Source organism: Roseateles asaccharophilus, assembly GCF_031458115.1.
GTDB classification, from domain to species: domain Bacteria; phylum Pseudomonadota; class Gammaproteobacteria; order Burkholderiales; family Burkholderiaceae_C; genus Pelomonas; species Pelomonas asaccharophilus_A.
This window is the reverse complement of sequence record NZ_JAVDXV010000004.1, coordinates 333,415-354,534: the sequence shown is the minus strand read 5'-3', so window position 1 is coordinate 354,534 and position 21,120 is coordinate 333,415. Positions and strand designations below refer to the sequence as shown.

18 protein-coding genes are annotated in these 21,120 nt (G+C 68.5%); 7 read left to right on the top strand and 11 right to left on the bottom strand.

Annotation, left to right across the window (positions count from 1 at the left end):
- Positions 1-40 precede the first annotated feature (40 nt).
- The 3 genes from J2X21_RS12580 to J2X21_RS12570 all read left to right on the top strand — a co-directional run bounded on the left by J2X21_RS12580 (position 41) and on the right by J2X21_RS12570 (position 1,707).
- Complete coding sequence (locus J2X21_RS12580) at positions 41-823, top strand: hypothetical protein (RefSeq protein ID WP_310328905.1); 783 nt, start codon at positions 41-43, stop codon at positions 821-823.
- A gap of 73 nt (positions 824-896) precedes the next feature.
- The gene (locus J2X21_RS12575; protein ID WP_310328903.1) at positions 897-1,109 is read left to right on the top strand and encodes a hypothetical protein; all 213 of its coding nucleotides are present in this window, start codon (positions 897-899) and stop codon (positions 1,107-1,109) included.
- Positions 1,102-1,707 carry a hypothetical protein gene (locus J2X21_RS12570; protein WP_310328901.1) on the top strand — a complete coding sequence of 202 codons (606 nt, stop codon included), beginning with the start codon at positions 1,102-1,104 and terminating at the stop codon, positions 1,705-1,707. Before J2X21_RS12575 ends, J2X21_RS12570 begins: the two co-directional genes overlap by 8 nt.
- 24 nt (positions 1,708-1,731) lie before the next feature.
- Here the strand turns inward: J2X21_RS12570 and J2X21_RS12565 are convergent, their stop codons facing one another.
- The 8 genes from J2X21_RS12565 to J2X21_RS12530 form a co-directional block, all read right to left on the bottom strand.
- Positions 1,732-3,123: an efflux transporter outer membrane subunit gene (locus tag J2X21_RS12565; protein ID WP_310328900.1), complete on the bottom strand. Its 1,392-nt coding sequence runs from the start codon at positions 3,121-3,123 to the stop codon at positions 1,732-1,734.
- Between the two features lies 1 nt (position 3,124).
- Positions 3,125-6,412: an efflux RND transporter permease subunit gene (locus tag J2X21_RS12560; protein WP_310328897.1), complete on the bottom strand. Its 3,288-nt coding sequence runs from the start codon at positions 6,410-6,412 to the stop codon at positions 3,125-3,127.
- A 17-nt stretch (positions 6,413-6,429) separates the two neighbouring features.
- Positions 6,430-7,629: an efflux RND transporter periplasmic adaptor subunit gene (locus J2X21_RS12555; RefSeq protein WP_310328895.1), complete on the bottom strand. Its 1,200-nt coding sequence runs from the start codon at positions 7,627-7,629 to the stop codon at positions 6,430-6,432.
- A gap of 189 nt (positions 7,630-7,818) precedes the next feature.
- Positions 7,819-9,393: a peptide MFS transporter gene (locus J2X21_RS12550; RefSeq protein ID WP_310328894.1), complete on the bottom strand. Its 1,575-nt coding sequence runs from the start codon at positions 9,391-9,393 to the stop codon at positions 7,819-7,821.
- A gap of 123 nt (positions 9,394-9,516) precedes the next feature.
- Positions 9,517-10,062: a L,D-transpeptidase gene (locus J2X21_RS12545; protein ID WP_310328893.1), complete on the bottom strand. Its 546-nt coding sequence runs from the start codon at positions 10,060-10,062 to the stop codon at positions 9,517-9,519.
- Between the two features lie 156 nt (positions 10,063-10,218).
- Positions 10,219-11,061, bottom strand: coding sequence for a hypothetical protein (locus J2X21_RS12540; protein ID WP_310328891.1), 843 nt, complete (start codon positions 11,059-11,061; stop codon positions 10,219-10,221).
- Between the two features lie 29 nt (positions 11,062-11,090).
- Positions 11,091-11,435, bottom strand: a complete 345-nt coding sequence (locus J2X21_RS12535) for a hypothetical protein (protein ID WP_310328889.1) — start codon at positions 11,433-11,435, stop codon at positions 11,091-11,093.
- A gap of 253 nt (positions 11,436-11,688) precedes the next feature.
- Entirely contained in the window at positions 11,689-12,480 is a 792-nt protein-coding gene (locus J2X21_RS12530; protein WP_310328887.1) for an exodeoxyribonuclease III, read from the bottom strand.
- A 183-nt stretch (positions 12,481-12,663) separates the two neighbouring features.
- On the opposite strand from J2X21_RS12530, the gene J2X21_RS12525 reads away from it, so the two are divergent.
- From J2X21_RS12525 to J2X21_RS12515, 3 genes are all read left to right on the top strand, one after another.
- A complete protein-coding gene (locus J2X21_RS12525; protein WP_310328886.1) occupies positions 12,664-14,934 on the top strand; it encodes a TonB-dependent receptor in 2,271 nt (756 codons plus the stop codon).
- 184 nt (positions 14,935-15,118) lie between these two features.
- Positions 15,119-15,784: an orotate phosphoribosyltransferase gene (gene pyrE / locus J2X21_RS12520; protein ID WP_310328885.1), complete on the top strand. Its 666-nt coding sequence runs from the start codon at positions 15,119-15,121 to the stop codon at positions 15,782-15,784.
- Positions 15,785-15,791: 7 nt separating this feature from the next.
- Positions 15,792-16,472, top strand: coding sequence for a hypothetical protein (locus J2X21_RS12515; protein WP_310328884.1), 681 nt, complete (start codon positions 15,792-15,794; stop codon positions 16,470-16,472).
- Positions 16,473-16,625: 153 nt separating this feature from the next.
- Here J2X21_RS12515 and gatB read toward each other — a convergent pair whose 3' ends face one another.
- From gatB to gatC, 3 genes are read right to left on the bottom strand one after another with little or no spacing between them, the layout of a single operon-like run.
- Complete coding sequence (gene gatB, locus J2X21_RS12510) at positions 16,626-18,074, bottom strand: Asp-tRNA(Asn)/Glu-tRNA(Gln) amidotransferase subunit GatB (protein WP_310328883.1); 1,449 nt, start codon at positions 18,072-18,074, stop codon at positions 16,626-16,628.
- A gap of 2 nt (positions 18,075-18,076) precedes the next feature.
- Positions 18,077-19,567, bottom strand: coding sequence for an Asp-tRNA(Asn)/Glu-tRNA(Gln) amidotransferase subunit GatA (gene gatA, locus J2X21_RS12505; RefSeq protein WP_310328882.1), 1,491 nt, complete (start codon positions 19,565-19,567; stop codon positions 18,077-18,079).
- Positions 19,564-19,863: an Asp-tRNA(Asn)/Glu-tRNA(Gln) amidotransferase subunit GatC gene (gatC, locus tag J2X21_RS12500; protein WP_310328881.1), complete on the bottom strand. Its 300-nt coding sequence runs from the start codon at positions 19,861-19,863 to the stop codon at positions 19,564-19,566. Before gatC ends, gatA begins: the two co-directional genes overlap by 4 nt.
- A 212-nt stretch (positions 19,864-20,075) precedes the next feature.
- On the opposite strand from gatC, the gene J2X21_RS12495 reads away from it, so the two are divergent.
- Complete coding sequence (locus J2X21_RS12495) at positions 20,076-21,119, top strand: rod shape-determining protein (protein ID WP_310328879.1); 1,044 nt, start codon at positions 20,076-20,078, stop codon at positions 21,117-21,119.
- Position 21,120 lies beyond the last annotated feature (1 nt).

Sequence of the window (21,120 nt, the reverse complement as noted above, 5' to 3'; positions counted from 1 at the left end):
TGGACGAGAGGCGTTGCGTGCGCAGCCTATGCTGGCGCGCATGAGAACCGCCGTTGTGCTGACCTTGCTGGCTGCGGGCGCCGCGAGCGCGCAGGTGGGCACCCCCCCGCCGACGCTGCTGGTCTGCAGCTCCGGCGAAAGCCTCACCGCCAGCGTCAGCCACGACGCGACCGGTGCCCCGCTACGAGCCGGCGTCAGCGTCACGTCCGGCACGCGCGAATGCGATCTGCAGACGCAGGGTGCCGCTGCTGCAGCCGATGGGAGCTGGCGCTTCGAGTGGACCGATGCCGTTGTCGGCAACATCCGCTATCGCGCGACGCTGCGTCGGGCCGGCACGGGTGGGTTCACGCTGGCGTTGCAGCCGGCGCGATGCGGTGGGCTGGCCTTGCCGGCGTCGGTGACGCTGGCGCCAGCCGCACCCGGCTGCGAGGCTCGCGAGGATCGCGACGGCGCCTTCCTGCTGTTCTGGCGCCAGCTGCGCGACGCGCTGACCCGCCGCGATGGCGAGCTGCTGCAGCGCCTGGCGCTGCAGCAGCCCTCGTTCATCGAGGGGCCGGACCTGATGAAGGCGCCCGCGTCACTGCTGCGCCACTCGGCGGCCTGCCTGGCCACCGTGACGACCACCGACGGCCGCAGCGACCTCGGTCAGTTGCTGAAGGCCACCGACAGCCCGCGCTTGGACATGCCGCCGCTGTCGCGCCGCGGCGCCGCGCGTGTCAGCGTGGGTGGTGCGATGACGGCGGCTTGGACACCGCAGGGCTGGCGCATCGAGTCGCTGAACGCCGACCGCGCCAGCTTCGCGGGCTGCAAGCCGACGAATTAGGGGCAGCCGTAGTCGCCAGCGCATGGCGTCGTCGTTAAGCTGACCCCATTCCTCACCTTCCAACTACCCAGCCATGATCGGCGCTCCGCTGCCACCGACCTCCGCCTCGCTGTACGCGACCGCATCGCGGCCGCTGAGCGCACCGGCCGGCTCGCAGCCGACCTCCTGGCTGGACGGCCTGGGTGCAGGCGGCGCCGCCAGTCTGCGCGCCGACGTCACGCCGGAGCAGCGCGGCCTGTCCGTGCAGCAGCACGCCGAACGCGTGCTGTCGGCCCTCGTTGGTTGAATTGCTGGCCCAGCCGCGCTGGGCCGACGCCGCCCAGGCGCTCATCAGCGGCTGCGTGGACCTGGGGCCGCGACAGGAGGGCGCCGTCGCGCTGATGGAAGCCGTCTGCGTGGGACTGGGCGACCAGCTCTACCCGGCCTTCCTGCGCGTGCTGACCGAGGTCAACCAGCGCGGCGAGTACGCCGCACGGGCCGCGGTCGCGCAGACCCTCATGCAGTCGCTGAGCCAGGGCCGGCTGCCCAGCGGCTCACGCGCCGCCTGGGGCGCGGTGCCGTCGGGCGCGCTGCGGCGCAGCCTGGGGCCCATCGAGTACCTGTGCCTGGCCGCCTGGCCGCAGCGCGGCAGCGCGGAGCTGTCGCCCGCGCAGTTCCAGACGCTGGCCGGCGCTGTGCTGGAGCTGATGGACTGTGACCCGGACGCGCGCAGCCGGTATGCCGACCACCTGTGTGCCGTCGCCGACGACCCGCTGGATGGCACGCTGCCGCGCGAAGTCCGGGCGGCGCTGCGCGCTCTGGCAGAACGTTGGCGTGAGCATCCCGATGCCAGCCAGGCCTGTGCGGCCTTCGTGAACGGACTGCTTCGCGCCCGGCCGGCCTGAGTTGCAGGCCAGCCGGGACAAGGCTCAGGGCGTCGCAGTCAGTTTCGCCGCGAACGCCTTGTGCACCGCCAGCAGCGCCGCGGCACGGTTGGTCTGCACCTGGATCAGCGCATCCGCCGCGGCCAGGCGTTCCTGCTCGGTGGTCAGCAGTGCGTAGAAGTCGGTCACGCCGGCGTCGTAGCGCTTGAAGGCCAAGTCACGTGCACGCACGGTGGCGTCGGCGGCCGTGGCCTGGGCCTGGGCCTGCAGCTCGGTCTCGCGCAGCGTGGACAGGCTGCCCTGGGCATCCTGCAGCGCGACGAGCTGGGCCTGCTCGGCCCCCGCCACGGCCGCATCGAAGCCGGCGCGGGCGGCGCGTTCGTCGGCCGCGCGGGCACCGAAGTCCAGGAAGTTCCAGTTCAGCGCGCCGGCGATGCTGCCGACCCGCGTGGCGCTCTTGAACAGGTCGGACGTAGCGCCGGCGCTCCAGCCGATGGAGCCGGTCAGGCCGATGCTGGGCCAGCGCGCGGCCCAGGCGACCTGCGCCCGCGACGCGGCGGCTTGCGCGCGCGTGGCGGCGGCCCGCACGTCCGGGCGTGCGGCCAGCAGGCCGGCCGGGTCGGGCAGCGTGCCGAGGCTGATGAGGCGCGGCTCGGGCATGGCGGGCAGCGGGTCGCTGTCGGCCTTGTCGCAATCGGCCGGTGGCTGGCCACGCAGCACGTCCAGCTGCAGGCGGGTCAGGCAGGCGGCGTTGCGCAGCGCGGGCACGCTGGCGGAGGTCTGCGCGACCAGCGCCTCAGCACGCGCCTGGTCCAGCGCGGTATTGCGGCCGGCACCCACGCGGGCCTTCACGAGGTCCAGCAGCTGGTTCTGCACGGTCAGCGTTTCCTTGGCCAGCTTCAGGCGGTGGCCCAGGCCGATCAGCTGGGTCTGCAGGTTCAGCGCGGTGCCGGCCAGGCTGAGCTGGGCGGCGTCGCGGTCCAGTGCGGCGCTCTGCGCGTCATAGCCGGCCGCCTGCGCATTGGCGGCGGCGCGGCCCCACAGGTCGATTTCCCAGGCCGCATTGGCGTTGACGCCGTAGGCGTTGAAGGTGCTGTAGTTGCCGTTGGCGTCCGGAGCCCGCTGGCGGGCTGCACTGGCGCCCACGCCGACGGTGGGCAGGCGCTGCGCGCCGGCCGAGTCAGCCAGCGCCTCGGCCTGCCTGAGCCGTGCGGCGGCCGCGCGCAGGTCGCGGTTGTTGGCCAGCACGTCGTCGACGACGCGCTGCAGCTGGGCGCTGTCGGCGAAGGCGGCGGTCATCTGAGCGGCGCCGTTGGTGCTCGGCGGCAACTGCGAGAACTTTTCAGGAGCCAGGTTGGCCGGGCCCTGCGACAGGCCGGGCGCGGCGCAGCCGGCCAGCACGGCGGCGGCTGCGAGGAGGGTGAGTCGGGCTTTCATTTCAGTGGCCCTTCGTGTGCGTGGGTTCATCGTCGATGCCCGGATGGAAGGCATGGGCGGAAGCGTCGATCTGCTCCTTCAGCGCGCGGGCGCGGGCGCGGCGCTTCTCGGTGCCCTTGCGCAGCAGCGCGTAGAACACCGGCGTCAGGAAGATGCCGAAGAAGGTCACGCCCAGCATGCCGGCGAACACGGCGATGCCCATCGCGCGGCGCATCTCGCTGCCGGCGCCGGAGCCCAGGATCAGCGGGATGACGCCGGCGCAGAAGGCGATGGACGTCATCAGGATGGGGCGCAGCCGCAGGCGGCAGGCCTCGATGACGGCGTCGGCGACCGACTTGCCCTGCTCCTCCAGCTCCTTGGCGAACTCGACGATCAGGATGGCGTTCTTGCAGGCCAGGCCCACGAGCACCACCAACGCCACCTGCGTGAAGATGTTCAGGTCCCCTGCCTGCGCGAACGGCGGGAAGTGCGAGATCCACACGCCGAACAGCGCCGACAGGATGCACATCGGTACGATCAGGATGATGGCCAGCGGCAGGCTCCAGCTCTCGTACTGCGCGGCCAGCACGAGCACCACGAGCACGACAGAGAACAGCAGCACGGCCGCCAGCGTCGGGATTTTGACGGTCGTGCCGGGCACCGCCACGTCGCGGGTCAGGCGGTCCTGGTAGCTCAGGTCGGTGAACTCGTAGCTCATGCCGCGAGGCAGGCCCTTGAGCAGCTGCTCGATCTCGGCCTCGGCCTGGCCCGACGAGAAGCCGGGGTTGGGCGCGCCGTTGATGTCGGCGGCCGGGAAGCCGTTGTAGCGCGTGACGCGCGTCGGGCCGAAGGTCGGCTCCACGCTCATCAGCGAGCCCAGCGGCACCATCTCGCCGGCCTCGTTGCGGGTCTTGAGCTTGGTGATGTCGTCGGCGTTGGCGCGGAAGGGCGCATCGGCCTGCACGATGACCTGGTAGGTCTTGCCGAACTTGCTGAAGTCGTTGACGTACAGCGAGCCCAGGTTGATCTGCAGCGTGTCGTAGATGGAGGCCAGCGGCACGCCCATCTGCTTGGCCTTGGTGCGGTCCACGTTGGCGAACAGCTGCGGCACGTTGATGTCGTAGTTCGAGTACGGCGTGCCGATGCTGGTCTTGGGGTTGCCGTAGACCTGGCCCAGCGTGCCCCACACCGCGCCGTACAGGGCCTGCTCGCCCTGGCTGCTGCGGTCCTGCACCTGGATCTTGAAGCCGCCCGCAATGCCCAGGCCGTCCACCGGCGGCGGCGGCACGACGAACATGCGCGCGCCCTGGATCTGTTGGATGGCGCCGTTGACCTGGCCCAGGATGGCTTCCTTGCTGAGGTCGCGCGAGGTGCGCTTCTCGAAGTCGGCCAGACCGAAGAACACGATGCCCTCGTTGGGCGCGGCCGAGAAGCCGGCGCCCGACAGGCCGGGGAAGGCCACCGAGTCGACGATGCCGGGCACCTTCAGCGCGATCTCGCTCATCTTGCGGATCACTTCCTCGGTGCGGTCCAGGCTGGCGCCCGCGGGCAGCTGCGCGATGCCGATCAGGTACTGCTTGTCCGGCGCGGGCACGAAGCCGCTGGGCAGGCGCGCGAACAGCAGCGCGGTGGCGCCCAGCAGCAGCGCATAGATGATCAGCGCCACGGACTTGCGCTTCAGGATGCCGGTCACGCCACGGCCGTAGTCCTCCGAGCGGCGGTGGAAGAAGACGTTGAACCAGTGGAAGAAGCGGCCGAAGACCTTGTCCATGCCGCGCATCAGCGCGTCCTTGGGCGCGTCATGCGGGCGCAGCAGGATGGCGGCCAGGGCCGGCGACAGCGTCAGCGAGTTGAAGGCCGAGATCAGCGTGGAGATCACGATGGTGACGGCGAACTGCTTGTAGAACTGGCCCGAAAGGCCCGGCACCAGCGTCAGCGGGATGAACACGGCGCACAGCACCAGCGCGATCGCGATGATGGGGCCCGAGACCTCCTGCATCGCCTTGATGGTCGCGGCGCGCGGCGTCAGCCCGTCCTGGATGTTGCGCTCGACGTTCTCGACCACCACGATGGCGTCGTCCACGACGATGCCGATGGCCAGCACGAGGCCGAACAGCGTCAGCGTGTTGATGGAGAAGCCCAGCAGCAGCAGCACCGAGAACGTGCCCACGATGGACACCGGCACGGCGACCAGCGGGATGATGGACGCGCGCCAGGTCTGCAGGAAGATGATGACGACGAGCACCACCAGGGCGACGGCCTCGAACAGCGTGCTGACGACCTTGTTGATGGAGGTCTGCACGAAGCGCGTGGGGTCGTAGACGATGTCGTAGCTGACACCCGGCGGGAAGCCGGGCTTCAGGCGCTCCATCGTGGCGCGCACGTTCTCCGAGATGGCCAGCGCATTGGAGCCGGGCGCCTGGAAGATGGCGATGGCCGCGGCTTCCTTGTTGTTCAGCAGGCTGCGCAGCGCGTAGGTGTTGGCGCTGATCTCCACGCGGCCCACGTCACGCAGGCGCACCATGGCGCCGGTGCGGGGTTCGGCGCGCACGATGACGTTGGCGAACTCTTCCTCGCTGGTCAGGCGGCCCTGCGTGTTGATGGCCAGCTCGAACTCCGTGCCCTTTGGGGCAGGCGAGGCGCCCACGACGCCGGCGGCGACCTGCGAGTTCTGTTCGCGGATGGCGCCCACGACATCGGCGGCGGTCAGGTTGCGAGCGGTGAGCTTCTGCGGGTCCAGCCAGATGCGCATCGCGTAGTCGCCGGCGCCGAAGGTCTGCACCGAGCCCATGCCGGGCACGCGCAGCAGGTCGTCGCGCACGTTGAGCGAGCCGTAGTTGCGCAGGTACAGCGCATCACGCGAGTTGTCCGGGCTGACCAGGTGGACCACCATGGTCAGGTTGGGGCTGCTCTTCTCGGTCGTCACACCGATGGTGCGCACGATGTCGGGCAGCCGCGGCAGCGCGCGGTTGATGCGGTTCTGCACCGCCGTCTCGGCGGCCTCGGGGTTGGTGCCGATCTTGAACGTGACCGTCAGGCTCATGCCGCCGTCGCCGGTGGCCTGGCTCTCGAAGTAGAGAACGTTCTCGAGGCCGTTGATCTGCTCTTCCAGCGGCGAGGCCACCGTTTCGGAGATCACCCGGGGGTTGGCGCCGGGATATTGGGCGCGCACGACCACCTGCGGCGGCGCGACCTCGGGGTACTCGGAGATCGGCAGCAGCGGGATGGCCAGTGCGCCGATCAGGAAGATGAACAACGACAACACGGTCGCGAAACGCGGCCGGTCGATGAAGAAGCGTGAGATGTCCATGGGCTACCGCCTTGGGATTACTTCGAGGCGGCCGAAGCGGGAGCAGGCGCCGGGGCGGGCGCGGCACCGGGCTGGCCGGGTTGTGCGGCCGGGACGGGCATGCCGTTGGCGTCCACCTTCAGCACCTGCGGCGTGACCGGCGCGCCGGGCATCGCGCGCAGCACGCCGTCGACGATGACCTGCTCGCCGGCCTTGATGCCTTCCACGACGCGCATGCCGTTGATCAGCGCACCGGGCTTGACCGGGCGCGGCTGCACGATGTTGTTGGCGCCGACGACCAGCACGACCTTGCGGGTCTGGTCGGTCGTGATCGCGCGCTCCGGCACGACGACGCCGGTGTAGCTGCCACCGCCGCCGATCTTCAGCCGTGCGTACAGGCCGGGCGTGAATTGACCCTGCTTGTTGTCGAACACCGCGCGTGCGCGGATGGACGCGGTGGCCGGGTTCAGACGGTTGTCGACGAAGTCCAGCTTGCCCGCGTGCGGGTGGCCCTGCTCGTCGGACAAGCCCATGGACACCGACACGCTCGCCGGCTTGGCCGCGCGCATGTAGCGCAGGTAGGCCGCCTCGCTGGCGTCGAAGTAGGCGTAGACCTTGTCGTTGGAGACCAGCGTGGTCAGCACCGGCTCGCCCACGTTGACCAGGTTGCCCGGCGTCACATTGGCGCGCGAGGTGCGGCCGCTGACCGGCGCGACGACGCTGGCGTACTCGACGTTGAGCCTGGCCTGCACCAACGTCGCCTCGGCGGCCTTTTGGTTGGCTTCGGCGCTGCGCAGCGCCGAGCGCAACTGGTCGATCTCCTGCTGGCTGACCGCGTTGACGCTGACCAGCTTCTCGGAGCGCGCCAGGTCGGTCTTGGCGAGTTCGGCCTGCGTTTTTGCTGCCGCAATCTGCGCCTCGGCGCGGGCCACCTCGGCCCGGTAGGCGCGGGCGTCGATGGTGAACAGCGGCTCGCCCTTGCGGACGAACTGGCCTTCCTTGAAGCGCACCGCCTGCACGGTGCCGGACACCTGGGCGCGCACCTCGACGGTGTCAGGAGCCTCCAGCCGCGCGGTGAATTCCTCGAATTCCTGGATCTCGCGCTGCGTGGCCGGCGCGACGGACACCGGCGGCGGGCCGCCCGCGTGGCCTGGGCCGCCCTGCTGCTGGCCGCAGGCGGCGAGGAGAAGGAGGGCGGCGAGAGGGGGCAGGGACAGCGCCAGATTTTTCTTGGACATGAAGTGCTCCGAGTGCAAGCGCGGGACTCTAGCCATAACACCTTGTCCGTGACTTAGTCCCGTCCTAATCCCGGGGGCTCTGCTGACATTACTTGTCAACAGCCGGAAACCGTGCACAAAAAAGCCGCCAGGGCTCTCGCGCTGGCGGCTGGTGGGTTGCGCACGGGTTTCATGACCCGGCGGCAGCGGTCAATGGACGCCGTGCATCCACTTGCGCATCAGCGGTGTCATGGCCATCAGCACCAGGCCGGCGGCGATGGGGATGACCGTGAAGATCAGGAAGAACACCGACATCGAGTACGTGGACGAGATGTGGTCGATGTAGGAACCGGTGGAGCCGGCGATCTTGTTGGCGATGGCCGAGTTCAGGAACCAGACGCCGAACATCAGGCCCAGCAGGCGCGCCGGCGCCAGCTTGGAGATGTAGCTCAGGCCCACCGGCGACAGGCACAGCTCGCCCATCGTGTGGAACAGGTAGGCCAGCGTCAGGAACATCATGCTGACCTGGGCGGTCTTGGCGCCCTGCGGGATGCCGGCCGAGCCGTAGGACAGCACGGCGAAGCCCAGGCCCAGCAGCACCAGGCCCACGCCGAACTTGACCGGGCCGGACGGATTCCACTTCTCCTCCCACATCTTGGAGAACATCGGCGCCAGCACGACGATGAAGAAGCTGTTGAGCACGCCGAACCAGGTGGCAGGCACCTCGCTCTGCTCCATCGCGAACTCGCGGCCCAGCATCCACAGGCACAGACCCCAGATGATGGCGAAGGCCAGCGCCAGCGAGGCGTTGGCCATCGCGTACTTGCCGCCCGTGGAGCGGTAGAGCTTGAACAGCAGCCAGGACAGGATGGCGGCCGGCACCAGCGTCATCGCGGTGTTGATGATCTTGAAGATCAGGCCGCTGCTGCCGCTGAGCGTGCGGTCGGTGTAGTCGGCCGCGAAGATGGTCATGGAGCCGCCGGCCTGCTCGAACGCGAACCAGAAGAAGATCGTGAAGAACGAGAAGACGAAGATGGCCTTCAGGCGGTCGGCGACGATGTGCTGGGGCGTGTCGTCCTTGGCTTCGGCGGCGGCCGCGCGGGCGGCGGCCTCGGCATCGACCTTGTCGCCGATGGTGCCGAACAGGCCCTGGCTGAGCCAGAACTGCAGCGCGCCCAGGATCATGAAGATGCCGGCCAGTCCGAAGCCCAGGTTCCAGGAGATCTTCTCGCCGATGTAGCCGCACAGCGAGATGCCGAAGAAGGCGCCGGCGTTCACGCCCATGTAGAACAGCGTGTAGCCGCCGTCACGGGCGCCTTCGTTGTCCTTGGTGTAGAGCTGGCCGACGATGGCCGAGATGTTGGGCTTGAACAGGCCCGTGCCGAACACGATCAGCCCGAGGCCCGCGTAGAACGTCGGCACCGTCTCCATGAACAGCGCGATGTGGCCGGCTGCGATGATGAAGCCGCCCAGCAGCACGGAGCGCCGTGTGCCCAGGATGCGGTCGGCGACATAGCCGCCCAGGATGGGCGTCAGGTAGACGAACAGCGTGTACCAGCCATACAGGTCCAGCGCCTGTTCACGCGTCCAGCCCCAGCCGCCCTTGCTGGCCTCGGCGATGAGGAACAGCACCAGCAGCGCGCGCATGCCGTAGTAGGAGAAGCGCTCCCACATCTCCGTGAAGAACAGCACGAAGAGCTGATGGGGCTGGCCAATGATGGTGGCGCGCTCCGATGCGGGCAGGCCGTGCGCGGCCGGATTGGCCGCGGGGGAAGTGGTAGTCACGTCGTTCGTTCCAGGTGAACCCGATAGGGCGGCGACGCGGGCGGTAGCCCGCAGGACAGGTCGGCGATTGTCCCCGTCTGTCGACGCGTTTCCGCGGGGGGCTACCTCGGGATTCCCCTGGGGTCAGGGCGCCGCGGCGTGCGAGCGCCCCGGGACGGCGGCGACCGCCGGATCACGTTCCGGCAGGATGTAGACCAGGCTGGAACCCTGACCCAGCACCGGCAGCACGACGTTGTCAAAGAAGGCCGGGTCCACGACCACGCAGCCCAGCGTGATGCGGGCCTGGTCAGGGCTGCCGGAGGCCAGCCGCTCGGGGCGGCGTTCGCCGGCCGGCGCCGGGCGCAGCCGGTGGATGGCCAGGTTGGATTCGTAGTCGAACCAGACGACGCGCTCGCCGCTGAGGTTGCGGCCCGGCTGGGCTTCGAAACGACCCGCGGGCGTCACGCGCTCATGGGTTCGGAGGGCGGAAGGCGCCTTGCCCCGCGCGCTGGCGGGTTCCTGGTCGCCGGGCGTCATGCCCAGCAGCGCGGCGGTGCGGCCGACCAGCGTGCCGTCGGCGGCGTAGATGGACAGCGTGGCCTGGCGCTTGTCGACGATGGCGAACGGACGGCTGTCGGCGACGTCATGCGCGACCGGCCGCAGCGTGGCCGCCGCGGCGGCCATGCCCATGGCGACCCCTGTCGCGCTCAATCCCAAGATGCCGGCCCTGACCCGGCGTGCCCAACTGCTGCCCACTCGATGCCCCGCTGTGCTGCGGCGGCGCGACCTCGCGCCTGCCTGGCGGGCAGTCTAGGAATCCGGGCTTGTAACCGACAGGCGACAAAGTCACGGCCGGGCGTTGTTACCTCGTCCGAGAGCGGCCTGGGCGTACTGGCGCGGCGGCTGGCTGGGGGCGGCGTCGGGGAAATAGGCCGTCAGCGCGCTGCGTTCGGGCAGCACGTAGACGACGCCGCGGCCCTTGCCGATGCGGGGCCAGACGGTCTCGTCGAAGAACGCCACCGGCACGTTGATGCAGCCCCAGCTGATGCGATTGTCGGCCGCGGTCTTGCTGGCCAGGCGCTCCAGGCGGCGCTCCTTGGGGTTGGTGGCGCGCACGCGATGCATGGACACGGCGGCGTCGTAGTCTACCCACACGACGTCCTCGTTCAGCGCGTTGCGCCCGGGCGCGGACTGGAAGCGGCCGGCGGGCGTCGTGCGCTCGTGCGGCTTGACCTGGTCGATGGGCCGGTCGCCGATGCCAGCGACGGTGTGGTCGCCTGAGGCAAAGCCCAGCAGCACGGGGCTGTCGCCGACAAGGCGTCCGTCCGGCGCGAACACGTAGATGCGGGCGCGGCGCTTGTCCACGATGACGAAGGAGCGGTCACCGTTGTCGGCTTTGCGCACGGCCCAGGTGGCCACGCGCATCACGTCGGCCGGCGCAGGGACAGTGCCGAAGTCGACCTGGCGGGCGACGACGGGCGGCAGCGAGGGGATATCCGGAGCCTGGGCAGTCATCGCCGGCCGTGCCGGCGGCAAAGGGGCCGGACTGCGCTTGAGGCGAGCGCCAAAGGCGATGTAGAGGACGACCAGTGCAGCAGCGGCGATCAGGCCGCCCTGCACCAGGCCGGAAATGACGTCGCGCCGCCGCGAGGTGGCGGCGTCGACATCGGCGGGCGGCCCGAATCGCATGGCTAAGCGGACTTGCCCGTCAGCGCGGGTCAGTTACGGTCGGCGCGCGGAGCGGGCTCGGTGTAGCTGGTGTCGCTGGTGGTCGTCGCGGCGGGGATGCTGGGATCCGTGGCCGTCGTCGTGGTCGTGTCGGCAGGCTGGGCCGGCATCGGCTGGTCGACCGGCGGCTGCTGCTGTTGCAGCTGCTGGTCTTGCTGCGCCGTGGTATCCACCGGTGCGGCATTCGGGTCGGCCGGGGTCTGCTCGCTGGGCAGCGCGGTCGTGCTCATCGGCTCGGTCTGTGGCTGGTCTTCCGACTGGGCGACGGCAAAGCCGATGCCGGAGACGAGGAAGGCGGCGGTCAGAGCCGAGGTAACGGTCTTGATGCGGGACATGAGGGACTCCTTTCAGTCAGTGCGGTGGCCGACTAGGGAATGCCGACCGGCGGGTGCCGGGCATTTCCACCGCGGCTGAGTCCACTCTAAGACTCGCCGTTAGGCGATGGCGTCGGTCCCTGGCACGGAGTTTTGTAGGAGCTGTCCCGCAGTCGAATCAACCACTTACGAGCGGGAACAAAAGCCCGCTGCAGTTGTTCGACTTGCAATCAAACGTCATTGGTGCGCCCGTTCATGGTGCGCTTTGAAGGCGTCAGAGCTTGAAGTCGTAGTCGATCGTCAGCGGCGCGTGGTCGCTGAACAGCTGCCCGGTGTAGATCGCCTCGGTCCGGGCCAGCGCGGCGATGCCTGGCGTGGCCAGGTGGTAGTCAAGCCGCCACCCGACGTTGTTGGCGCGGGCGTTGCCGCGGTTGCTCCACCAGGTGTATTGCTCGGCCTTGCTATTCAGTGTGCGGAACACGTCCACCAGCCCGCCTCCCGCGTCGGCATCGAACAGCCGGGTCAGCCAGGCACGCTCTTCGGGCAGGAAGCCGCTGTTCTTCTGGTTGCCGCGCCAGTTCTTCAGGTCGATCTCCTTGTGGGCGATGTTCACATCGGCCACCAGGATGAACTCGCGCTCGGTCTTCAGCGCCTGCAGGTGCGGGTACAGGGCGGCGAGGAAGCGATACTTGACCTGCTGGCGCTCCTCGCCGCTGGTGCCGCTGGGGAAGTAGACGCTGATGAGGCTGAGCTTGCGACCCGGCTTGTCGAAGCGCTTCTCGACCCAACGGCCTTCCAGGTCGAATTCGCCGATGCCCAGCCCCGTGACGACGTCGCTGGGCTCTTCCTTCGTGTACAGGCCCACGCCCGAGTAGCCCTTCTTCTCGGCGTAGTGGAAGTGGCCATTGAGCTTGTCGCAGCTGCGGAACTTGTCCTCGACGACGTCCGCCTGCGCCTTCAGCTCCTGCACGCCGACCGCGTCCGCCTGCTGGCGGTCCAGCCAGTCGAAGAAGCCCTTGCTGGCGGCGGAGCGGACGCCGTTGAGGTTGGCGGTGATGAAGCGCATGAGGAGAAATGGGAATGGAATCTGTCTGTCCCAGTATCGCAGTGCAGCAAAAGCACAACACCGGTCACGCCGTCATCACCAAACGGTCACGCAATATTTACTATCCCGTCGCATTCCAGAGGCACCACAAGTGTCCGGCCTGACTTTTCTCCCGTCTGCTCATCGTCAAACCGAGGATTTCACATGCCCACCCACCGCATTCCTCCGACCCTGATCGCGCTGGCGCTCACCGCGGCCTTCCCGATGCAGGCCGCTGTTGCCCAGACCGTCCCGGCACCCGAGGCCAAGAAGGACGTCAACCAGCTGGAGGCCGTCATCGTGACCGGCAGCCGGCGCGCCGAGAACCTGAAGGACGTGGCGCTGTCCATCTCGGCCATCAAGTCGGAAGAGCTGGATACCTACAACGCCAGCGGCCAGGACATCCGCGCGCTGTCGGGCAAGGTGCCCAGCCTGAACATCGAGTCGGACTACGGCCGCACCTTCCCGCGCTTCTACATCCGCGGTCTGGGCAATACCGACTTCGACATGAACGCGTCGCAGCCGGTCGGCCTGGTTTATGACGACGTGGTGCAGGAAAGCATCGCGCTGAAAGGTTTCCCGGTGTTCGACATGGCCCAGGTCGAGCTGCTGCGCGGCCCGCAGGGCACGCTGTTCGGCCGCAACTCGCCGGCCGGCGTCATGAAGTTCGACTCCGCCCGGCCCACCAAGCGCCTGGAAGGCTACGCCAACGTCGGCTTCGGCCGCTGGAGCGCGGCCAATCTGGAAGCCGCCGTCAACGTGCCGGTGAACAGCGACCTGCAACTGCGCGTCGCCGGCCTGGTGCAGCGCCAGGACGACCGCGTGCACAACCCGATGGCTGCCAGCCTCGGTGCGACGGCCGATCTCGAGGGCTACAGCGACAAGGCCATCCGCGTGCAGGCGCTGTACAAGAGCGGTGGCTTCGAGGGTCTTTTCAAGGTTCAGGCGCGTGACTTCGACGGCACGGCCACGACCTTCCGCGCCAACATCATCAAGAAGGGTACCAACGACTTCGTCGACGGCTACGACGATGCCTTCTACCCCACCGACGGCTACAACTCGCAGTCGCTGAAGTCCAGCGAGGTCAGCGCCCGCCTGCGCTGGGATTTCGACGGCCTGTCGCTGTACTCCATCACGTCGCACGCGCGCGCCAAGTTCTACAGCCGTGGCGATGTGGACGGCGGCTTCGGCGCGCCCTATGCGCCGCCGTCGGGCCCGAACTACGGCGGCCAGCCCGCCAACATCCCGTTCGACGCACAGACCGCCGACGGCATCCCCTATCTGCGCCAGACCACTCAGGAGTTCCGCCTGCAGTCCAACACCGCGGACGCGATGCAGTGGATCCTGGGCCTGTACTACTTCAACGAGAAGCTGCAGGTGGACAGCTTCAACTTCGACAGCTTCAACGCCGGCGACACGCAGAACGGCTATGCCGTGCAGAACCAGGAGGCCAAATCCTGGGCCGCCTTCGGTAACGTGAAGTACGCGCTGACGCCTGACCTCAAGCTCACCGCCGGCCTGCGCTACACCAACGACAAGAAGGACTTCGACGCGGCCCGCACGCAGACGCCGTTCGGCGGCGCGAACGTCGGCCCGCTGCGCGCCAACCCGAGCTCTACGAACTGGAGCTGGGACCTGGGCGCCAACTACGCGTTGAGCAAGACCACCAGCCTGTTCGCCCGCGTCGCCACCGGCTACCGCGCGCCCAGCATTCAGGGCCGCGTGCTGTTCGGCGACACGATCTCGGTCGCGAACTCGGAGAAGGTGTTGTCCGTGGAGGCCGGCTTCAAGGCCGACCTGCTGGACAACACGGCCCGCATCACCGGCACTGTGTTCAAGTACCGCGTGAAGGACATGCAGCTGACGGCCGGTTCGGGCGCCACCAACCAGAACCGCCTGGTCAACGCCGCCAAGGCCGAGGGCCAGGGCTTCGAGATCGACGCCCAGGCCATCATCGCGCGCGACTGGCGCACGACGCTGGGCTTCTCGTACAACGACACGCAGATCAAGGACCCGGGCCTGTTCGTCGCGCCTTGCGGCGCACCGTGCACGATCCGCGATCCGGCCGGCCCTCTGCCGGGCACGGTCAGCATCAACGGCAACGACCTGCCGCGCGCACCCAAGCTGGTGTGGAACTGGACGCTGAAGTACAGCACCGAGCTGGCCGGGGGCGAGCTGACCGTGCTGACCGACTGGGCGTACAAGGACAAATACAACATGTTCCTGTACGAGGCCGTCGAGTACCGCGCCAAGTCGGCGCTGGAGGGTGGCCTGCGCGTGGGCTACGGCTGGGCCAACGGCAAGTACGAGGTGGCGGCCTATGGTCGTAACATCACCGACCACCGCCAGGTCGTCGCTGCGATCGACTTCAACAACCTGACCGGTATCGTCAACGAGCCTCGCAGCTACGGCGTTCAGTTCAAGGCGAATTTCTAGTCATTGAGGGATGGACCTGACCGTGTAATCGCGGGCAGCTCCGTCCCCAACTGATTCAGCGGGTTCGTCGGAACGACCTGCAGGACGACAAGCGGGCCTGACCTGCGACTCGGTGAAAACCACGCTCGGCCCGGCCCCTTCTAGGGGTCGGGCCTTATTTATTGACCCCTAGAATCTTTGCCACATGTTTCCCGCCGCCGACCCTCTCGCCCAGTCCTTTGTCGCCTTTGCCGTGGAGGCGGGCGTGTTGCGCTTCGGCGAGTTCAAGACCAAGGCCGGCCGGCTGAGCCCGTATTTCTTCAACGCCGGCCTGTTCGACGACGGCGCCAAGCTCGGCAAGCTCGCCGGCTTCTACGCCGAGCGCCTGATCGCGTCGGGCCTGGCCTTCGACATGATCTTCGGCCCGGCCTACAAGGGCATCACGCTCGCTGCGGCTGTTTCGATGGAACTGGCCCGGCGCGGTCGCAACGTGCCGTTCGCCTACAACCGCAAGGAAGCCAAGGACCACGGCGAGGGCGGCACGCTGGTCGGCGCGCCGGTCAAGGGTCGCGTGCTCATCATCGACGATGTCATCTCCGCCGGCACGTCGGTGCGCGAGTCCATCCAGATGATCGAGGCCGCCGGCGCCACGCCTTGCGGCGTCAGCATCGCGCTGGACCGCCAGGAGAAGGCGGCCGAGGGCGGCGTCGACAGCCCGCAGTCCGCCGTGCAGCAGGTGCAGCAGCGCTACGGTTTGCCCGTCGTTGCCGTCGCCGGACTGGCCGATCTGCTGGCCTATCTGGACGGCGAGCCGGAACTGGCCGCCTACCGTCCGGCCGTACTGGCCTATCGCGAACGCTACGGCGTTTGAGAGGGTGATGCGCGCGCTGCTCGTCGTCGGCCTGCTGCTTGCGTCGTCCGCCTGGGCCGCGGAGACGACGCCGGGCAAGGGCATCTACACCTGCACGACGAGCGACGGCCGCAAGCTGACCAGCGACCGCCCCATTGCCGAATGCACATCGCGCGAGCAGCGCGTGCTCAATCCCGACGGTTCACAGCGCACCACGCTGCCGCCCTACCTCAGCCCCGAGGAGCGCGCGGTCAAGGAGGCGGCCGACCGCCGCGCGGCCGCAGAACGTGTGGCAGCGCAGGACGCCATCCGGCGCGACCGCACGCTGATGCAGCGCTACCCCACCGAGGCGGCCCACCAGCGTGCGCGCAACACCGCGCTGGACGACGCCAACAAGGCCACGCGCATCTCCGAGCGTCGCATCAAGGACCTCGGCGTGGAGCGCAAGCCGCTGCTGGACGAGGCCGAGTTCTACAAAGGCAAGCCGCTGCCGGGCAAGCTCAAGCAGGCGCTGGACGCCAACGACGCGGCCGTCGAAGCGCAGGAGGTGCTGGTCGAGAACCAGAAGGCGGAGATCGTGCGCATCAACGCGCGCTTCGACGCCGAACTCGCCCGGCTGAAGAAGCTGTGGGCCGGCGCCGCGCCCGGCTCCATGCCGCCGCTCAGCGAGCTGCCCAAGACGACGCCGCCCACGACGCCCAAGCGTTGAGTCCCTCGTCCAGCCGCACTCCGCTGGACGCGGTGCGTCTGGCCGGTCCCCCGAGCGGGCGGCGATGCTCACGGCATTGAGCCGCGAGCACATCGCCAGCTGGGCCGGCTCGGGAGCGGCCCGGCGCTCGGCCCGAATACCGCCCTCGAAAGTTCAGCCGAGCTTCTTCTTCAGCAGCTCGTTCACCAGCGCCGGGTTGGCCTTGCCCTTGGTCGCCTTCATCGCCTGGCCGACCAGCGCGTTGAACGCCTTGTCCTTGCCCGAGCGGTACTCGTCGACCGACTTCTGGTTGGCGGCCAGCACCTCGTCGAGGATGGCCTCGATGGCGCCGGTGTCGCTGACCTGCTTCAGGCCCTTGGCCTCGATGACGGCATCCACGTCGTTCGCCTCACCGGTCCACAGCGACTCGAACACCTGCTTGGCGGCGTTGTTGGAGATGGTGCCGTCCGAGATGCGGCCGATCAGCCTGGCCAGCAACTCAGGACCGACCGGTGCGGCGACGATCTCGCCGCCGTCGGCGTTCAGCCGCTTGCTGACCTCGCCCATGACCCAGTTCGCCACCAGTTTCGGCGTCGCACCCGCGGCCTTGGCCGCCTCGTAGTAGCGCGCCGTCGCCAGGCTCTGCGTCATCATCGTCGCGTCGTAGGCCGGCAGGCCGTCGGCGCTCTCGAAGCGGGCGGCCATGACGGCCGGCAGCTCGGGCATCTCGCCCCGCACGCGTTCCACCCATTCCGGTGCGATGACCAGAGGCGGCAGGTCGGGGTCGGGGAAGTAGCGGTAGTCGGCCGAGTCTTCCTTGCTGCGCATCGCGCGCGTCTCGCCGGTGTCCGGGTTGTAGAGCACCGTGGCCTGCTGGATCTTGCGGCCGTCCTCGATCTCGTCGATCTGCCAGTTCACCTCGTAGTTCACCGCGTCGACGAGGAAGCGGAAGCTGTTGAGGTTCTTGATCTCGCGGCGCGTGCCGAAGGGCTCGCCGGGCTTGCGCACCGACACGTTGACGTCGCAGCGGAACGAGCCTTCCTGCATGTTGCCGTCGCAGATGCCCAGCCACATCACCAGCGCGTGCAGCGTCTTGGCGTACTCGGCGGCCTCGGCGCCCGAGCGCATGTCAGGCTCGGACACGATCTCCAGCAGCGGCGTGCCGGCACGGTTCAGGTCGATGCCGCTCTGCCCGTGGTAGTCCTCGTGCAGGCTCTTGCCGGCGTCTTCTTCCAGGTGGGCGCGGGTCAGGTTGACGACGTGCTTCTTGTCGCCGACGAAAAACTCCACCTTGCCGCCTTGCACGACCGGGATCTCGAACTGGCTGATCTGGTAGCCCTTGGGCAGATCCGGGTAGAAGTAGTTCTTGCGCGCGAAGATGGACAGCGGCGCGACCTTGGCGCCGACCGCCAGGCCGAAACGGATGGCCCGCTCGACGGCCGCGCGGTTCAGCACCGGCAGCGTGCCGGGCAGCGCCAGGTCCACGGGCGAGGCCTGCGTGTTGGGCTCGGCGCCGAATGCGGTGGAGCTGCCGCTGAAGATCTTGCTCTGCGTGGAGAGCTGGACGTGGTTTTCGAGGCCGATGACGACCTCATAACCGCGGATGAGTTGGGAAGTAGGCATGTTCAGAGTCCCGAGGGCGCGGCGCGGTGCCAGTCGGTGGCTTGCTGGAGGGCGTGTGCGGTGTGCAGCAGCTGGCCTTCCTTGAAGTAGTTGCCGATCAGCTGCAGGCCGACCGGCATGCCGCCGGCGCCAGTGCCCACGGGCACGCTCATGCCGGGAAGGCCAGCCAGCGAGCCGGGCAGCGTGAAGATGTCGGCGAGGTAGGCCTGGGTCGGGTCGTCCTTGCCCTCGCCCTGCTTCCAGGCGACGGTAGGCGCCACCGGGCCGGCGATGACGTCGCACTGCGTGAAGCACTGCTGGAAGTCGTCCGCGATCATGCGGCGCAGCTTCTGGGCCTGCAGGTAGTAGGCGTCGTAGTAGCCGTGCGACAGCACATAGGTGCCGATCATGATCCGGCGCTTGACCTCGGGGCCGAAGCCCTCGGCGCGCGTCTTCTTGTACATATCGAGCAGATCGTCGTAGTTCGATGCGCGATGGCCGAACTTGACCCCATCGAAGCGGCTCAGATTGGAGCTCGCCTCGGCCGGGGCAATGATGTAGTAGACGGGGATGGCCAGCTCCGTGCGGGGCAGGCTGACGTCCACCAGCGTGGCGCCAAGCTTCTCCAGCTCGGCCAGACCGGCGCGTACGGCGGCGTTCACGTCCGAGGACAGGCCGGCCGGGAAGAACTCGCGCGGCAGGCCGATGCGCAGGCCGGCCAGCGGCTTGCCGGCGCTGGCGCCTTCGCGAGCGGCGACCATCTGCGCGTGGAAGTCCTGCGGGGGCTGCTCCACGCTGGTCGCGTCGCGCTCGTCGAAGCCGCTCATGGCCGACAGCAGCAGCGCGCAGTCCTCGGCCGAGCGGGCCATGGGGCCGGCCTGGTCCAGGCTGGAGGCGAACGCGATCATCCCGTAGCGCGAGCACACGCCGTAGGTGGGCTTGATGCCGGTGATGCCGGTGAAGCTGGCCGGCTGGCGGATGGAGCCGCCGGTGTCGGTGCCGGTGGAGCCGGGCACCAGCCGGGCTGCGACGGCCACGGCCGAGCCGCCCGACGAGCCGCCGGGCACGCGGCCCAGGTCCCAGGGGTTGTGGGCCGGGAAGTAGGCGCTGTTCTCGTTGGCCGAGCCCATCGCGAACTCGTCGCAGTTCAGCTTGCCCAGGGAAACCGTGCCGGCCGCGTTCAGGCGGGCGACGACCGTGGCGTCGAACGGGCTGCGGTAGCCGTCCAGCATCTTGGAGCCCGCCGTGGTGGGCATGTCGGCCGTGACGTAGATGTCCTTGTGCGCCAGCGGCACGCCCGTCAGCGCGCCGCCGTTGCCGGCGGCCAGCAGCGCGTCGGCCGCGGCCGCGCGGGCCAGCGCGCCATCGGCGTCAACGTGCAGGAAGGCGCCCAGCTGCTTGTCGTGGGCGGCAATGCGGTCCAGCAGGCCTTGCGTGACCTCACGGCTGGACAGGGCGCGGCTCTTCAAGGCGGCGGCCAGCTCGGCCACGCCCATGTCGTGAACGGACTTCATTCGATGACCTTGGGAACGAGGAAGAGGCCGTCCTCGACGGCCGGGGCGCTTTGCTGGTTCAGCTCGCGCTGGTTGCTCTCGGTGACGGCGTCCTCGCGCAGGCGCAGTTGGACCTGCTGGATGGCCGACAGCGGCGTGTACAGCGGCTCGACGCCGGCAGTGTCCACGGCACTCATCTGGTCCACGATCTTGAAGAAATCGTTCAGGTTGCCGAGCAGGGCCTCGGACTCGGCCGGTTGCAGTTGCAGGCGAGCCAGGTTGGCGATGCGGCTCACGTCGTCTTGGGTGAGGCTCATGGGGGCGTTTTTAGGTGTAAGGATTGAGCCGAAAAGCGCATGGCAACAGGCTCAAAACAAGGGTGTTCGGTTATTATCGCCGCCCATCTTCATGGCCTTCGAGGCTGCCCACTCAGCGACGTTTTCGAGTCGCAGGCGGGGCGGCCTCGTTGCTTATCCAGCCTCCCGTTTTTCGAGCCGCGCCTCATCGGCGAGGCTCCCCGTGCCACACCATGCTCGCCTCCCTGCGCCGCTACTTCTCGACCGACCTCGCCATCGACCTCGGCACCGCCAACACCCTGATCTACGTGCGCGGCAAGGGCATCGTCCTCGACGAGCCGTCGGTGGTGTCCATCCGCCACGAGGGCGGCCCCAACGGCAAGAAGACCATCCAGGCCGTCGGCCGCGAGGCCAAGGCCATGCTGGGCAAGGTGCCCGGCAACATCGAGGCGATCCGCCCGATGAAGGACGGCGTGATCGCCGATTTCGTCGTGACCGAACAGATGATCAAGCAGTTCATCAAGATGGTCCACGACAGCAAGACCTTCAAGCCCAGCCCGCGCATCATCATCTGCGTGCCCTGCGGCTCCACGCAGGTCGAGAAGCGCGCCATCCGCGATGCGGCCCTGGGCGCCGGTGCCAGCGAGGTCTACCTGATCGAGGAACCGATGGCTGCCGCGATCGGCGCGGGCCTGCCGGTGGCCGAGGCTTCGGGCTCCATGGTCGTCGACATCGGCGGCGGCACGACGGAGGTCGGCGTCATCTCGCTGGGCGGCATGGTCTACAAGGGCTCGGTCCGCGTGGGCGGCGACAAGTTCGACGAGTCCATCATCAACTACATCCGCCGCAACTACGGCATGCTGATCGGCGAGCAGACCGCCGAAGCCATCAAGAAGAACATCGGCAGCGCCTTCCCGGGCTCCGAGGTCAAGGAGATGGAGGTCAAGGGCCGCAATCTGGCCGAAGGCGTGCCGCGCAGCTTCACGATCTCGTCCAACGAGATCCTGGAAGCCCTGACCGACCCGCTGAACCAGATCGTCTCCGCCGTGAAGAACGCGCTGGAACAGACGCCGCCCGAACTGGGCGCCGACATCGCCGAGCGCGGCATGATGCTGACCGGCGGCGGCGCGCTGCTGCGCGACCTGGACCGCCTGCTGAGTGAAGAGACCGGCCTGCCGGTGCTGGTGGCCGAAGACCCGCTGACCTGCGTCGTGCGCGGCTGCGGCATGGCCCTGGAGCGCATGGAGCGCCTGGGCTCGATCTTCACCTCCGACTAAT

Excerpts from the sequence above, each read along its gene's own strand:
- J2X21_RS12580 (WP_310328905.1), top strand. The coding sequence starts at position 41 with ATGAGAACCGCCGTTGTGCTGACCTTGCTGGCTGCGGGCGCCGCGAGC.
- J2X21_RS12575 (WP_310328903.1), top strand. The coding sequence starts at position 897 with ATGATCGGCGCTCCGCTGCCACCGACCTCCGCCTCGCTGTACGCGACC.
- J2X21_RS12565 (WP_310328900.1), bottom strand. The coding sequence starts at position 3,123 with ATGAAAGCCCGACTCACCCTCCTCGCAGCCGCCGCCGTGCTGGCCGGC.
- J2X21_RS12560 (WP_310328897.1), bottom strand. The coding sequence starts at position 6,412 with ATGGACATCTCACGCTTCTTCATCGACCGGCCGCGTTTCGCGACCGTG.
- J2X21_RS12555 (WP_310328895.1), bottom strand. The coding sequence starts at position 7,629 with ATGTCCAAGAAAAATCTGGCGCTGTCCCTGCCCCCTCTCGCCGCCCTC.
- J2X21_RS12545 (WP_310328893.1), bottom strand. The coding sequence starts at position 10,062 with ATGGGCATGGCCGCCGCGGCGGCCACGCTGCGGCCGGTCGCGCATGAC.
- J2X21_RS12540 (WP_310328891.1), bottom strand. The coding sequence starts at position 11,061 with ATGCGATTCGGGCCGCCCGCCGATGTCGACGCCGCCACCTCGCGGCGG.
- J2X21_RS12535 (WP_310328889.1), bottom strand. The coding sequence starts at position 11,435 with ATGTCCCGCATCAAGACCGTTACCTCGGCTCTGACCGCCGCCTTCCTC.
- J2X21_RS12530 (WP_310328887.1), bottom strand. The coding sequence starts at position 12,480 with ATGCGCTTCATCACCGCCAACCTCAACGGCGTCCGCTCCGCCGCCAGC.
- J2X21_RS12525 (WP_310328886.1), top strand. The coding sequence starts at position 12,664 with ATGCCCACCCACCGCATTCCTCCGACCCTGATCGCGCTGGCGCTCACC.
- pyrE (WP_310328885.1), top strand. The coding sequence starts at position 15,119 with ATGTTTCCCGCCGCCGACCCTCTCGCCCAGTCCTTTGTCGCCTTTGCC.
- J2X21_RS12515 (WP_310328884.1), top strand. The coding sequence starts at position 15,792 with ATGCGCGCGCTGCTCGTCGTCGGCCTGCTGCTTGCGTCGTCCGCCTGG.
- gatB (WP_310328883.1), bottom strand. The coding sequence starts at position 18,074 with ATGCCTACTTCCCAACTCATCCGCGGTTATGAGGTCGTCATCGGCCTC.
- gatA (WP_310328882.1), bottom strand. The coding sequence starts at position 19,567 with ATGAAGTCCGTTCACGACATGGGCGTGGCCGAGCTGGCCGCCGCCTTG.
- gatC (WP_310328881.1), bottom strand. The coding sequence starts at position 19,863 with ATGAGCCTCACCCAAGACGACGTGAGCCGCATCGCCAACCTGGCTCGC.
- J2X21_RS12495 (WP_310328879.1), top strand. The coding sequence starts at position 20,076 with ATGCTCGCCTCCCTGCGCCGCTACTTCTCGACCGACCTCGCCATCGAC.